This is a genomic window from bacterium, assembly GCA_021372775.1.
Taxonomy (GTDB): Bacteria; Acidobacteriota; Polarisedimenticolia; order J045; family J045; genus JAJFTU01.
Map to the genome: position 1 here is coordinate 1 of JAJFTU010000395.1, position 14,330 is coordinate 14,330.

At 72.6% G+C, this 14,330-nt stretch carries 10 protein-coding genes; 3 read left to right on the plus strand and 7 right to left on the minus strand.

From position 1 onward, the window contains the following. Positions 1–715, plus strand: a 715-nt coding sequence (locus LLG88_13250; protein MCE5247873.1) for a hypothetical protein, incomplete at its 5' end; no start/stop codon positions are given. A gap of 139 nt (positions 716–854) precedes the next feature. Beyond that, a complete protein-coding gene (locus LLG88_13255; GenBank protein MCE5247874.1) occupies positions 855–1,793 on the plus strand; it encodes a cation diffusion facilitator family transporter in 939 nt (312 codons plus the stop codon). Positions 1,794–2,050: 257 nt separating this feature from the next. Here the strand turns inward: LLG88_13255 and LLG88_13260 are convergent, their stop codons facing one another. The 4 genes from LLG88_13260 to LLG88_13275 form a co-directional block, all read right to left on the minus strand. Beyond that, on the minus strand, positions 2,051–3,802 hold the full coding sequence (locus LLG88_13260; protein MCE5247875.1) for a M2 family metallopeptidase: 1,752 nt from the start codon (positions 3,800–3,802) through the stop codon (positions 2,051–2,053). A 105-nt stretch (positions 3,803–3,907) separates the two neighbouring features. Next, the gene (gene gcvP / locus LLG88_13265) at positions 3,908–6,772 is read right to left on the minus strand and encodes an aminomethyl-transferring glycine dehydrogenase (protein MCE5247876.1); all 2,865 of its coding nucleotides are present in this window, start codon (positions 6,770–6,772) and stop codon (positions 3,908–3,910) included. Between the two features lie 175 nt (positions 6,773–6,947). Then, positions 6,948–7,985, minus strand: coding sequence for a glycosyltransferase family 2 protein (locus LLG88_13270; GenBank protein MCE5247877.1), 1,038 nt, complete (start codon positions 7,983–7,985; stop codon positions 6,948–6,950). 88 nt (positions 7,986–8,073) lie between these two features. After that, entirely contained in the window at positions 8,074–9,396 is a 1,323-nt protein-coding gene (locus LLG88_13275; GenBank protein MCE5247878.1) for a L,D-transpeptidase family protein, read from the minus strand. A gap of 85 nt (positions 9,397–9,481) precedes the next feature. Between LLG88_13275 and LLG88_13280 the strand changes: the two genes are divergently transcribed. Then, positions 9,482–10,573, plus strand: coding sequence for a type II asparaginase (locus LLG88_13280; protein ID MCE5247879.1), 1,092 nt, complete (start codon positions 9,482–9,484; stop codon positions 10,571–10,573). Positions 10,574–10,701: 128 nt separating this feature from the next. On the opposite strand, the gene LLG88_13285 is transcribed toward LLG88_13280, so the two are convergent. From LLG88_13285 to LLG88_13295, 3 genes are all read right to left on the minus strand, one after another. Beyond that, the gene (locus tag LLG88_13285; protein MCE5247880.1) at positions 10,702–11,079 is read right to left on the minus strand and encodes a hypothetical protein; all 378 of its coding nucleotides are present in this window, start codon (positions 11,077–11,079) and stop codon (positions 10,702–10,704) included. A gap of 165 nt (positions 11,080–11,244) precedes the next feature. Then, a complete protein-coding gene (locus tag LLG88_13290; GenBank protein MCE5247881.1) occupies positions 11,245–12,666 on the minus strand; it encodes a sigma-54 dependent transcriptional regulator in 1,422 nt (473 codons plus the stop codon). After that, complete coding sequence (locus LLG88_13295; protein ID MCE5247882.1) at positions 12,663–14,099, minus strand: HAMP domain-containing protein; 1,437 nt, start codon at positions 14,097–14,099, stop codon at positions 12,663–12,665. Before LLG88_13295 ends, LLG88_13290 begins: the two co-directional genes overlap by 4 nt. Positions 14,100–14,330: the final 231 nt, after the last annotated feature.

Genomic DNA, 14,330 nt, shown 5'->3' on the forward strand with positions numbered 1-14,330 from the left:
CGCCTTCTTCGCGGCCGGCGACTTCGCCATGGCCAAGACGATCTTCGCCCGCGCCGTCGAGGCCGACCCGTGGAACCGCCAGGCGGCGCGGTTTCTCGCCGACGCGGAGCGCAAGCTCGGCAACGCGGACGAGGCGCTGCACGCCGATGCCTTGGCCTTGCTGGGCAACCCGACGCTGGAACACGCGTGGGCGCGTCTGCGCGACGACGCGTCGGCCGCGGGGCGCGACTGCCTGCGGCGGCGCGCGCGGTTGCCGGAGGTGAAGAAGAGCGCGGCGCAGAATGGCGGGAAGACCACCGTCTCGGTCGACCTCCCCTTCGCGATGGGGAACGCGGGGGAGGAGGGAGACGGGGCGCTCTTCTTCGCCTATGCGCTGGGCATGGGGTCGGCGGTCGCCGACGCGGACAAGGCGGCGAGCGGCGAGACGACGAAGGTCGGCACGCCGGCGACGCCGCTCGAGATCAAGCGCGCGAACGTCCTCTTCGTCCTCAAGGCGATGAATGCGAAGCCGAAAGCCAACGCGCCGTTCTGGTCGTTGATGCAGCGCGCCGAGAAGGCGGGCTACCTCGACGAGGCGATCTTCCTCCACATGTTGGGCGAGGATCTCGTTCCCGAATACAAGGCGTTCCGCGAGCGGTCGCGCGACCGGCTCATGGCCTACCTCCTCACGGTCGTCTTCCCGGCCCGATCCGCCCCCGCAGGCGCGAAGCCCTGACCCGTTCGCCGGCTGGGCGCGGGGATCACGACGTCGGAACAGAGGCGCCGGCGCCGCGTGTCCCGCAGCGAGAACGCAACTCGTCTGTTGGGTTAGTTTTCCAGTGGCGACAAAAGATTTGCAGCATACGATCCTGTGTATGGGCGCGGAACGTCACAACGCCGCCGAGACCGCCGCGCGCGCCGACCGCGAGAAGACGCTCGTCGCCGCGTCGTCCTTGGCCGCCGCCGTGCTGCTCACCGGCACGAAGCTCGGCGTCGGCCTCTGGACGAACAGCCTCGGGATCCTCTCCGAAGCCGCGCACTCGGCGCTCGACCTCGCCGCCGCGGGGATGACCCTCTGGGCGGTGCGCGCCGCGGCGCGGCCCGCGGACCGCCGCCACGCCTACGGGCACGGGAAGTTCGAGAACCTCTCCGCGCTGTTCGAGACGCTGCTCCTCTTGGCGACGTGCGTCTGGATCTTCTCCGAGGCGATCCAGCGGCTCGCGTCCGGAGGCGCGCACGTTCAGGCCAACGTCTGGGCCTTCGCGACCGTGCTTCTCTCGATCGGCGTCGACCTCTCCCGCTCCCGGGCGCTCGCCCGCGCCGCGCGGCGCCACAAGAGCCAAGCGCTCGAGGCGGACGCGCTCCACTTCTCGACCGACGTCTGGTCGTCGGCGGTCGTGCTCCTCGGACTGTTCGCCGTCGTCGCAGCGCCGCGCCTCGGCGCGCCGTGGCTCGAGAGCGCCGACGCCGTCGCCGCGCTCGGCGTGGCGCTGATCGTCGTCTGGGTCAGCGTCCGCCTCGGGCGCAAGGCGATCGACGACCTCGTGGACGCCACGCCGCCGCGCGTCGCGCAGAAGATCGCGGAGCTGCTGCGCGACGTACCGAACGCGGTCGCGGTGCGCCGCGTCCGCGTGCGCCGAAGCGGTCCGGTCCTCTTCGTGGACCTCACGCTGGTGGCCCCGGCCGACGTGCCGCTCTCCCTGGCCCACGCCGCGGCCGACGTCGCCGAGGCCCGCGTGCGCGCGGCCTACGCGAACGCCGACGTCGTCGTCCACGTCGAGCCCGACGTCGAACTCCCGGACGATCCCCGCTGATCGGGCGCGCCGCGACGATCGTCAAACCAACGGCGGCTTGACGCGAACCTCGCGCCGCCTCGCCGTTCAACGCCCAAAAAGCAACGTTGCGCGATGTCTTCGTCGGGAGGCAGGCGCGGAGGAACCTTGCGCGGTCCTGCGATCGTCGGGACGCGCCAGCCTCCCCTACACGTCGCCGCGAGGAAGGGCCGGCGAGTCGGAAACGGCCCCCGACGCGATGCGCCGGGGGCCGCCTCGAGACCGCAGAGGACGCGCCGTCAGTCCCAGCCGCAGGCGCGACCCTTGTTCTGTTCGTCGAGCCACTTCTTCAGCGGCGCGAAGTAGTCGAGGACCGCCGAAGCGTCCATCTTGTCGGAGCCGGTCATCGCCTTGAGCGCTTCCGGCCAAGGCTTCGACTGCCCCATCTCCATCATCGCGTTGAGCCGCTCCCCCGCCGCCTTGCTGCCGTAGATCGTGCGGCGGTGCAGCGGTCCGGTCTGCCCGGCCGCCTCGGAGAGCGCGCGGTGGAACTGGAACTGGAGCAGGTGGGCGAGGAAGTACCGCGCGTACGGCACGTTCGCCGCGACGTGGTACTTGGCGCCCGGATCGAAGTCCTTCTCGCTCCGCGCGACCGGCGGCGCGATCCCCTGGTACTTGCGCGCCAAGTCCCACCACGCCTGATTGTAGTGGTCGGGGGTCACCTTCCCCGAGAAGACCTGCCAGCGCCACTGGTCGACCATCAGGCCGAACGGCAGGAAGGAGACCTTCTCCAGCGCCCGCCGCAGCAGCAGGTCGACGTCGTTGGCGTCCTTCGGCTCGCTCGGCAGGAAGCCGATCTTGGCGAGGTAGGCCGGGGTGATCGAGAGGGCCAGCGTGTCGCCGAGCGCCTCGTGGAAGCCGTCGTTCGCGCTGTCGCGGAACAGCGGCGTCTGGTTCTTGTAGGCCCGCTGGTAGTAGTTGTGCCCCAGTTCGTGGTGGACCGTGACGAAGTCCTCGCCGTCCGTCTTGATGCACATCTTGAGGCGGATGTCGTCGAGGTAGTCGACGTCCCAGGCGCTGGCGTGGCAGACGACCTCGCGGTCGCGCGGCTTGACCAGCATCGACCGCTCCCAGAACGTCTCCGGCAGCGCGGGAAGGCCGAGCGACATGAAGAACCGCTCGCCCGTGCGGACCATCTCCTTCGCGTCCATCTTCCGCCCCTGGACGAGCGCGGTCAGGTCCACCGTGCTCCCCTGCTGCGGCGGCTTCACGAGGTCGTAGACGTTCTCCCAGCTCTGGGCCCACATGTTGCCCAGCAGGTGCGCGGGGATCGGCTTGCCGTCCGGCACGAGCTCCTTGCCGTACTTCTCCTGCAGCTTGCCGCGCACGTAGCAGTGGAGCGCGGTGTAGAGCGGCTGCACCTGGCCCCACAGCCGGTCCACCTCGGCGGAGAACTCGTCGGGCGACATGTCGTACTTCGAGCGCCAGAGCGCGCCGGTGTCGGCGAAGCCGAGGTCGCGCGCCCCTTGGTTCGAGAGCTCGACGAAGCGCTTGTAGCGGTCGCGCATCGGCGGGCTGATCGTGCGCCACCCCTCCCAGGCGTCGAGCAGCTGCTTCGGGTCGCGGCTCGAGGCCATGATCTCCTCGAGCTGGCCGAGGTCGTAGCAGACGCCCGGCTTGGGGCAGTACTTCCCCTTGCCGTAGTCGCTCTGCATCGAGGTGACGATCCGCGTCTCCTCCTCGCGCAGCCGCGGCGAGTTCGGCGCGGGCATCACGAGCGAGAGCTTGAGCAGCTTCAGCTTGCGCGCGACGTCGGGCGGCAGCTTCATCCCGTCGAAGCGGGTCGCCGCCTGGGCCATCGCCGTCGTCTCGGCGATGATCGCCTCGTTGGCCTGCGCGGAGAGGATCTCCGTGTCGTCGGTGATGTAGGTGTTGTTGACCCAGTCGGCGCGCTGCCCGCGCACCCAGAGGTCGAGCAGACGCGCCTCGGCCTGCGCGACGAAGCGCTTCGCTTCGTCCACGGTCGGGGCCGGCTTCGCGGCATCGGCCATCGCGGATCCTCCCGCGGCGAGCGCGGCGACGAGCGGCAGGGCCGCGAAGGCGGCCCGGACGATCCAAGAACGGCGCGGCATACGTCCTCCCACCGGCTTCGCCGGTCAGCCCATGCAGGTGCAGACGAGGTTGCGGTCGCCGGCGACGTTGTCCACGCGGCCGACGTAGGGCCAGAACTTGCGTTCCTTGGTGAACTGGGTCGGGAAGGCGGCGCGCTCGCGGCTGTAGGGGTGCTTCCAGTCGTCGGCCGCGCAGACGGCCGCGGTGTGCGGCGCGTTCTTCAGCAGGTTGTCCGCCCGGTCGGCCTTCCCTTCCTCGATCTCGCGGATCTCCTCGCGGATCATCACCATCGCCTCGACGAAGCGGTCGAGCTCCTCCTTCGACTCGCTCTCCGTCGGCTCGATCATCAGCGAGTCGTGGACCGGCCAGGACATCGTCGGGGCGTGGAAGCCGTAGTCCATCAGCCGCTTGGCGATGTCGTCGGCCTCGATCCCCGCCGCCTGCTTGACCGGCTTGAGGTCGATGATGCACTCGTGCGCCACGCGCCCGTTCTTCCCCGTGTAGACGATCGGGAAGTGCGGCGCGAGCTTCACGGCGAGGTAGTTGGCGTTGAGGATCGCCGTCTTCGTCGCCTTCTCCAGCCCCTTCGTCCCCATCATCGCGATGTAGGCGTAGGGGATCGGCAGGACGCCCGCGCTGCCCATCGGGCCGGAGGCGACGGCGCCGATGCCGCGCTCGCCGCCGGTCGGCACGACCGGGTGCTTGGGGAGGAACGGCGCGAGGTGCTTGGCGACGCAGATCGGGCCGACGCCCGGGCCGCCGCCGCCGTGGGGGATCGAGAAGGTCTTGTGCAGGTTGAGGTGGCAGAGGTCGCCGCCGAAGTCGGCCGGCCGGCAGAGGCCGACGAGCGCGTTCATGTTCGCGCCGTCCACGTAGACCTGGCCGCCGTTGTCGTGGACGATCTTGCAGATCGTCTTGATCCCCTCCTCGAAGACGCCGTGCGTCGAGGGGTAGGTGACCATCAGCGCGGCCAGCGTGTCGCGGTGCGCCTCGGCCTTCGCCTTGAGGTCGTCGACGTCGATGTCGCCCCGCTCGTTGCACTTGACCGGCACGACCTCCATCCCGGCGAGCGCGGCGCTGGCCGGGTTCGTGCCGTGCGCCGACTCGGGGATGATGCAGACCCTGCGCCGCGCGTCGCCGCGCGAGTGGTGGTAGGCGCGGATCACCTGCAGCCCCGTGTACTCGCCCGCCGCGCCGGAGTTCGGCATCAGCGTGGCGGCGTGGAAGCCGGTGATCGTCGTCAGCCAGCGGGTCAGCTCGGCGGCCAGCTCCTGGTAGCCGGCGGCCTGCTCGGCCGGGGCGAACGGGTGGAGCTTCGCGAACTCCGGCCAGGTGATGGCGAACATCTCGGCCGCGCCGTTCAGCTTCATCGTGCAGGAGCCGAGCGGCGTCATCGCCTGCGCCAGCGACAGGTCGCGCGACTCGAGCGACTTGATGTAGCGCATCAGCTCCATTTCGCAGTGGTAGCGGTTGAAGACCTTCTCCTGCAGGAACGGCGTCCCGCGGCGCAGTCCGGCGGGGAACTCGGCCGCGGCGCTCGCGGCGAGCGCTTCCCAGTCGAGCTTCGTCGGCCCGCCGAAGACCTCGTAGAGGTCCTGCAGGTCGGCGGCCGTCGTCGCCTCGTCGAGCGCGACGCCGAGCGCGCCGTCCTCGAACACGCGCAGGTTGATCTTCTTGCCGGCGGCCGCCTCGAGCACCTCGCTCGTCGGGCGCGGGCCGGGGACGACGCGCAGCGCGTCGAAGACGACGCCGTCGCCGACGCCGCAGCCGAGGCCGCGCAGCGCGCCGCGCAGCGTCTCGGCGAGCAGGTGCACGCGGCCGGCGATCTTCTTGAGCCCCTCCGGCCCGTGGTAGACGGCGTACATCGAGGCCATCACGGCCAGCAGCACCTGCGCCGTGCAGATGTTGCTCGTCGCCTTCTCGCGGCGGATGTGCTGCTCGCGCGTCTGCAGCGCGAGGCGCAGCGCCGGCTTCCCCTGCGCGTCGCGGGAGACGCCGATGATCCGGCCGGGGATCTGGCGCTTGAACTCCTCGCGCGCCGCCATGTAGCCGGCGTGCGGGCCGCCGTAGCTGAGCGGCACGCCGAAGCGCTGGCTGGAGCCGACGGCGACGTCGGCGCCGATCTCGCCCGGCGACTTGAGCAGCGTCAGCGCCAGCAGGTCGGCGGCGACGACGACCGCGCACTTCGCGGCGTGGGCCTTGGCGACGAACGGCGCGTAGTCGAGCACCGCGCCGCAGGTCGCGGGGTACTCGACGAGGGCGCCGAACGTCGGGCGCGAGAAGTCCCACGTCTCGTGGTTCCCGACGACGACCTCGATCTCCAGCGGCAGGGCGCGCGTCTTGACGACGGCGATCGTCTGCGGGTGGCAGCGCTCGGAGACGAAGAAGACGGCGGAGTGGTCCTTGTTGGCCCCGGCGCGGCGGCAGAGGGTCATCGCCTCGGCGGCGGCGGTTCCTTCGTCGAGCATCGAGGCGTTGGCGATCGGCAGGCCGGTGAGGTCGGCGATCATCGTCTGGAAGTTGAGCAGCGCCTCGAGCCGCCCCTGCGAGATCTCCGCCTGATACGGCGTGTACTGCGTGTACCAGCCGGGGTTCTCGAGCACGTAGCGGACGATCGGCGCCGGGGTGACGCAGTCGCTGTAGCCCGTGCCGATGAAGGAGCGCCAGATCTGGTTCCGCGCGGCGAGTTCGCGCAGGCGCGCGACGGCGGCGGACTCCGACAGCGGCGCGGGGAGCGCGAGCGGCGAGGCGGCGCGGATCCCCGCGGGGACCGTCTGGGCGATCAGCTCGTCCAGGGAGGCGACGCCGAGTTCCGCCAGCATCGCGGCGACGTCCGCGTCGCGCGGGCCGACGTGGCGGTCGGCGAAGTGGTCGGGATGGTCCAAGAGGTGCTCGTTGCGCGTCGGCATGGGAAGACCTCGCATGGTGCGTCGGGAGGGCGGCCGCGGGGGATACGGCCGCGCTTCGACGGGGATTGGTCCGAAGAGAGGGGCCGCGTGCGGTCCCGGGGGCGATTAGGTTAGACCGCCCCGCCGACGCCCGGCAACCCGCGGGGCCGGGGTCGGCGGACGACGCCGCGGGCGGTCAGGAGGGGCGGACGGCGCGGCGGTGGCGGTTGATCCAGGCGCAGGCCGCGGTCTCGGTCCAGCGGCGGCGAAGGTCCAGCTCGAGGCCGCGCATCCGGCCGAAGGCGGCCGCGGCGCCCGGCACGACCGCGAGCAGCATCGCCGCGCGGGCCTTGAAGTAGAGCGGATCGGCGGCGATCGCGCGGCGGAGCTCCGCCCGGGCCTCGCCGGGCACGACCGGCCCCCCGTCCCGGAGGAAGAGCTCGCGGGCAAGACGGACCCGCTGCTTGGCCGCCGCGCGGCGAAGCAGCGCCCGGTTCTCCCGCGCGAACCGCGTCTGCGTCCGCTCCAGCTTCTCCAGCAGGGCGAGCCAGCAGCGCGCGTTGACCAGCACGTCGCGGCTGATGTTGCCCGGGTGCTGCCGGTAGAGCATCAACGGGCGCGGCAGGTGGCGCATCGGCGCCGCGCAGGACAGGCGCAGCCAGAGGTCGCAGTCCTCGCCGCTCCGCAGCGTCTCGTCGTACCCGCCGACGGCGAGGAACAGCTCGCGCCGGATGACCGGGTTGATGATCGTCCCGACGTCGCCCTGCAGCAGCGTCCGCGTCGTGTAGACCGGGCCCGGGGATTTCTTCCCCACGAGGCGGCGGGTCGGCCGCCCGTCGGCGTGCATCGTCTGGAAGGCCGGCGCGACGAGCCCCACCTCGGGGCGCTCGTCGAAGACCGCGACGATCTCCTCGAGGTAGGTCCGCCGCCAGAGGTCGTCGGAGTCGAGGAACGCGAGCAGTTCCCCGCGCGCCGCGCGGACGCCGTTGTTGCGGGCCGCCGACGGGCCGCGGTTGGCCTGGCGCAGCACCCGCGCGCCCCGCCGTTCCCACTCCGCGAGGACGAGCGGCGTCCCGTCGGTCGAGCCGTCGTCCACGACGACGATCTCGAAGTCGCGGAACGTCTGCGCCGCGACGGACCGGAGCGCCGCGTCGAGAAGTTCGGCCCTGTTGTAGCAAGGAACGACGACGCTGACCCTGGGTGGCGTCGCGCTGTCGCCGATGGACTCGGTCATGGTCGCGCCTTTCAAGAGTGCGCAGGCGGTTGCCGACTCTCGGCGCAGGCGCGCCTCCCGGGCAGGAGGCCGCGCAATGGTCCGAAGTCTACCGCTTCTTTTCCGCGGCGGCAGGCTTCGCCGCCGAGGCGGCCTTGCCCTTCGCGGCGGGCTTCGTCGCGACGGGAGCCGCCTTCTTGCTCCGCCGACGGCGCGGCCGCGGGGCCGCCGCGGACGATTCCGTCGCGGCCGCGCCGCTGTTGGCGTAGAGGCTCGCGAAACGAGACGCGCGCATCGGGTCGGGGGTTGACGGCGTCGGACCAAAAGGCGACGGAGAAATCGGCGGGACGACGACGACGTCCTCGGGCGCGAGGAGGGCGACGGCGAGCGGCGGGGCGAGCGGGCCGGGAGGCGGGAACTCGGCCGGGGCGGCCGCGCCGCGGCGGCCGCGGCGGGCGGGCGCGGGAGCGGGGACGGCGGCATAGGACGGAGCGGTCGCGCCGGCGGGCGACGCGCCTTGCGGTGCCGACGCGGGCGGAGCTCCCTGCTGCGCGCCGGCGGGCGAAGTGCCTTGCGGCGCCGACGCGGGCGGCGCGTCCGGCGGGGCGGAAACGGCCGGCGCCGCGGCCCGCAGCGCCTGGATCCGATCCGCCGAGAGCGGCCTGGTCAGCGGCCCGTCGCCGACGATCGTCACCTTGGCCCGGGCCGGCAGATTGTCGTAGACCTCGCGGACGTCGCCGTTGAACATCGCGATGCAGCCCGCGGTCCAGTCGAAGTACATCGAGTAGGCGCGCGGATCGGCGTCCCCGGCCCGCAGCCCGGCGCGGCGCGCCGGCGCGCGGCGGTACTGGCGGGTCAGCGACCCCTGCTGCCCGTGGATCAGCAGCAGCCCGCCCAGCTTCGTGTCCTGCGGCGGGCAGGCACCCATGTCGATCGCCGCGGCGATCTCGTCGAACTGCGCCTGCGTCAGCCGGCCCGAGGCGAGGCCGCGCGCGGCGTCCTCGCGGTTGGGGTAGCTCAGCCAGAGGCCGCGGTAGTACTTCGACGGCTCGCGGTCGCAGACGTAGTACTCCCCTTCCGGCGTCCGCTGGTCGGCGCGGTGTTCCTTCGTCCCGCGCGAGCGCTGGCTGAGCTGGATGCGGTACGCCTTGACCATCGTCGAGCCGACCCAGAGCTCGGCGCGGCGCAGGTCCTTGACGACGAGCAGCCGGGCTCCGGCCAGTCGCCCTTCGAGGTCGCGCGGCAGGCGGAGCTCCGCCGCGAGGTCCTCGAGCGGGCGCTCCGGCCCGTAGTCGGCCGCCCGGTAGTAGGAGTAGGTCAGTCCCCACGGTCCGATGCCGTAGGCCTTGTGGTCGTCGGCCGCGGCGGGGGCCGCGGCAAAGAGGAAAGAGGCGGCGGCGCCGAGCGCGGCGGCCCCTTTGAGCAGATTCATCGGTTTGATCCTTGCGCGGAACATGCAGGCGCGCGGCGGGACGGATCTTACGCCGCGCGCGACGCGGGCGCCGTATTCTGCGGCCATGGACACCATGTCGCGCCTCGCGCTCCTCGTCGCCGCGCTCGCCGCGGCCCTCGTCCCCGCCTCCGCGCAGGCCGTTCCGGCCGCGCCCGCCGCGCCGCCGCGGCCGCGCGTCGCGATCCTCGCCACCGGCGGGACGATCGCCGGCAGCGGCGCGAGCAGCACGACGACCGTCGGCTACAAGGCCGCGACCGCCCCGGTCGAGCAGCTCGTCGCCGCCCTCCCCGAGCTGCGGGAGGCGGCCGACGTCCGCGCCGAGCAGGTCTTCCAGCTCGCGAGCGAGAACATAACGCCCGCCCACTGGCTCGCGCTCGCGCGCCGCGCCGGCGAACTGCTCGCGCGCCCGGACGTGGACGGCGTCGTGGTGACCCACGGCACCGACACGCTCGAGGAGACGGCCTACTTCCTCGACCTCGTCCTCAAGAGCGAGAAGCCGGTCGTGCTCGTCGGCGCGATGCGCCCGCCGACGGCCCTCTCCGCCGACGGTCCGCTCAACCTGTACAACGCCGTGCGGCTCGCCGGGGTTCCCGAGGCGCGGGGCCGCGGCGTCCTCGTCTGCCTCAACGACGAGATCAACGCCGCGCGCGACGCGACGAAGACCAACCGCGGCACGCTCGGGACGTTCCGCGCGCCGGAGCTCGGCTTCCTCGGCTACATGGTCGGGGGGAAGCCGGTCTTCCTGCGCGCGACCGCGCGGCGGCACACCACGAACTCGGAGTTCGACGTCGCGGGGCTCGACGCCCTGCCGCGGGTCGAGATCGTGACCGCCTACGCCGGCGCGGGGCGCTGGGCGGTCGACGCCGCGATCGCGGCCGGCGCGAAGGGGATCGTCTTCGCCGGCGTCGGAAACGGCAGCGTGCCGCTCGACGCGCGCCCGGCGCTCGCCGAAGCGCGGCGCCGCGGGATCGTCGTCGTCCGCTCGTCGCGCGTCCCCGAAGGGGTCGTCGCGCGCAACGGCGAGGTGGACGACGACGCCTTCGACTTCGTCGCCAGCGGGGCGCTCTCGCCGCAGAAGGCGCGCGTGCTGCTGACGCTCGCGCTGACCAAGACGACCGACGCGCGCGAGGTGCAGCGGATCTTCGACGAGTACTGACGCCGCGAGAAGGAACGCCGGACGGGGCGCGAGGCCGCCGCGCGCCGGGCCCGGAAAGAGAAAACGCGGGACGGACCAAGAGGCCCGCCCCGCGCCGGCGAAAAAGAGAATAGGGGGGAGGAAGACTTCTACTTCTTCGCCTTGTGGACCACCACTTGGTGGACCAACATCGCGTCGCCGGACTTGGTGTACTTCACGGTCACCGAGTCGCCGGCCTTCAGGTCTTCGAGCTTCGCGGGCTTGCCGCCGACGACGATCTTCGCGCCGGCGTCCACGGTCAGCGTGACTTCCTTCGCCTGGCCCTTCACGCTCTCCTTGACCACGAGCGTCTGGCCGTTCACCGAGACGACCTCGGCGACCATGTGCGAGGCCTTGTCGTGCTTCGCCGGGGCGGTCGCCGCCGGCTTCGCCGGAGCGGCCGGCTTCGGCTGGTCCGCGGCGAACGCCGCGCCGGCCAGGCCGAGGCCGAGAAGGGACGCAACGCCGAACATCGCGAGCTTGCTCATCGGTCCAATCCTCCATGCGCGGCGGGATTCGCCGCCGTGCACGGAGGACTAGAGCAAGCCGCTTGCCACCTCGGCCACGCGGCCGCCCCGCCGTGGGCAAATGCCGCGCCGACAGTCAGTTCCGCCTCGATCCGCGCCCCGCGGAGGCCGGGCGGCCGGCCGCACTCAGGCCGGTTCGTCCTCGTCCGGTTCACCATCTGGGGCAAGGGGCGCCCCAAATGGTGCAGGGGACGGCACGCCGAACTTCTCCATCCGGTACTGCAGCGTGCGGCGGGTCAGGCCGAGCAGGCGCGCGGCGCCGGAGACGGTGCCGGCCTTGGCCAGCGCGGCGACGATCAGCCCGCGCTCGAGCTCCTCGAAGCGGATCCCCTCGTCCGGGAGCGTGAACCCCGGAACCGTCGGATCGGGCGGGCGGCGGATCTCCTGCGGCAGGTCGCCGAGCGTGATCTCGTCCCCCTCGGCGAGGAGCGCGGCCCGCTCGACGACCGACTCGAGCTGCCGCACGTTCCCCGGCCAGTCGTAGCGCACGAGCGCCGCCAGCGCGTCGTCGGCGAGGCGCGGCGCGCGTCCGGCCTCCGCGGCGCGGCGGCCGAGGAAGTGCCGGACGAGCAGCGGGACGTCGGTCCGGCGCTCGCGCAGCGCGGGGAGGGCGATCGTCACCACGTTGAGCCGGTAGAAGAGGTCCTCGCGGAAGCGCCCTTCGGCGATCAGCCGCGCCAGGTCGCGGTTCGTCGCGGCGACGATCCGCACGTCGACCGAGACGACGGCGTCGCCGCCGAGGCGCCGGATCTCCCCCTCCTGCAGCGCGCGCAGCAGCTTCGCCTGCGTGAGCGGCGAGAGGTCGCCGACCTCGTCGAGGAAAAGGGTCGAGCCGTGGGCCTGCTCGAAGAGGCCGATCTTGCGCGCCTCGGCGCCGGTGAACGCCCCCTTCTCGTGGCCGAACAGCTCGCTCTCCAGCAGCGTCTCCGGCAGCGCGGCGCAGTTGAGCGCCAGCATCTCGCGCCCGCGGCGCGGCGAGGCGTAGTGGATCGCGCGGGCGACGAGCTCCTTGCCGGTCCCCGACTCGCCGACGATCAGCACGCTCGCGCCGCTCGGCGCGACCTTCGCCACGAGGCGCGCGACGTCCTGCATCGAGCCGTGCTCGCCGACGATGTTCGGCAGCGCGAAGCGGTCGGCCAGCTGCTGCTTCAGCGCGGCGTTCTCCCGCACGAGGCGCGTCTTCTCCAGCGCGCGGCGCACGGCGAGGACGACCGCCGCGCGCTCCAGCGGCTTCGTCAGGTAGTCGAAGGCGCCCTTCTTCATCGCCTCGACCGCGTTGTCGATCGTGCCGTGCGCGGTGACGAGGATCGTCCCCGTGCCGGGGGCGATGCGCGCCGTCTCCTCGAGCAGCCAGATGCCGTCCTTCCCCGGCAGCCGCAGGTCGGTCAGCAGCACGTCGGGCGCGGCGGCGCGGATCAGCGCGGCGGCGCGCTCGGCGCTCTCCGCGACGACGACCTCGTGCCCTTCCCGCTCGAGGACGAGCTGCAGGATCTCCCGCTGCCGCGGCTCGTCCTCGACGACGAGGACCCTTCCGCCGCACTGGCTCATCGACGCGCCTCCCACGGCAGCTCGACCACGAACGTCGCTCCTTCGCCGGGCGCCGACGACGCCCGCACCGCGCCCCCGTGCTCCTCGACGATCCGCTGCGCGATCGCCAGGCCGAGCCCGACGCCTCCTTCGCGCTTCGAGAAGTACGGCTCGAAGATCCGCTCGAGGTCCTCCGCGGCGATCCCGGCGCCGGTGTCGCGCACCTCGATCCGCGCCGCCTCGCCGAGCCGCGCGGCGCGCACCGTCACGCGGCCGCCCGGCGGCGTCGCCTGCAGCGCGTTCTGCAGCAGGTTGACGAGGCAGGCGCCGATCGCCAGCGGGTCGGCCTCGATCTCCGGCAGGCCGGGCTCGACCTCGGCGCGCAGATCGACGCCGCGCCGTTCCGCGTCCGCGGCGACGCGCCCGCGCGCCTCCTCGACGATCTCCTCCACCGCGCAGCGCCGCAACTCGAGGCGCGGCGGGCGGCCGTAGTCGAGGAACTCGCGCACGAGGCGGTCCACGCGGCGCAGCTCCTCCCGCGCGCCGCCGAGCAGCCGGCGGCACTCCGCGGCCGCGGCGGGGTCGGCGGGAACGTACGCCTCGGCGACGTGGTCCAGCGTGAGGCTGAGAAGGTTGAGCGGGTTCCGCACCTCGTGGGCCATCGCGCCCGCGAGTTGGCCGAGCGCGGAGAGTCGCTCCGCGCGGCGCAGGCGCGTCTCGAGTTCGCGCCGCTCGCGCAGCCGCTCGACCATCACGTTGAACGCGCCGACGAGCCGGCCGATCTCGTCGCGGCGGTCGGTCGGGACGGGGGCCGGGATCTCGCCGGCGCCGACGCCGCGCGCCGCCGCGGCGAGACGGTCGACGTCGCGCGTCATCCGCCGCGCGAGGACCGCCACGCCGACGAAGCCGAACGCGAAGACGGCGCCGAGCGCCGCGAGCCGCAGCATGAAGCCGCGGCGGATCACCGCCTCGTAGTTGTCGAGGACGAGGTTGAGCCGCACGTAGCCGCGCTTGACGTCGTCCACGACGATCGGGATGTCGAGTTCCTGCACGGTGCGGTCGGAGGCCTGGGCGGGGCCGCCGCCGAGGGTGCCGGTGATGATCAGCGGGCCGCGGCGCGGCGCGCCGAGGCGCGTCCCCACCTTGCTCTTGTCGGACGAGGCGACGACCTGCTTGTCGTTGCTCAGGATCGAGATTTCGTGCACGCCGCGGCGCGAGAGGCGCTGGACGTAGTCCTCGAGGAGCGTGTCGTCGCTCTCGCCGCCGGCGGTGAGCTGCTGGACGCTGATCTGCAGCGCCTTGGAGAGCGACTCGAGTTGGGCGCGCGTCTCGTCGAGCAGCGCCGCCTCCGAGCGCGCGCTGAGCACGATCGTCGCGCCGAGCATGAACAGCGTCATCGCCAGGACGATCGCGAGCAGCCGCGCGCCGATCGGGAATCCGCGTCCTGCCTTCATTCAGCCCTCCGCCTCCACACACACAACACACACAACACACACATTGTAGGGGAGGCTGGCGCGTCCCGACGATCGTCGCCGAGTTCAAGCCGCCTCCGCGCCTGCCTCCCGAGGTGATCGGCGCGAAACCCTGCCCTTGCCTTACGCCGCAGAACCGCGGAGATCGTCGACGTACGACCCGCGGACCTCGTCGACGTACGACCCGCGCGCCTCCCGGCACGCCCGTCGTTC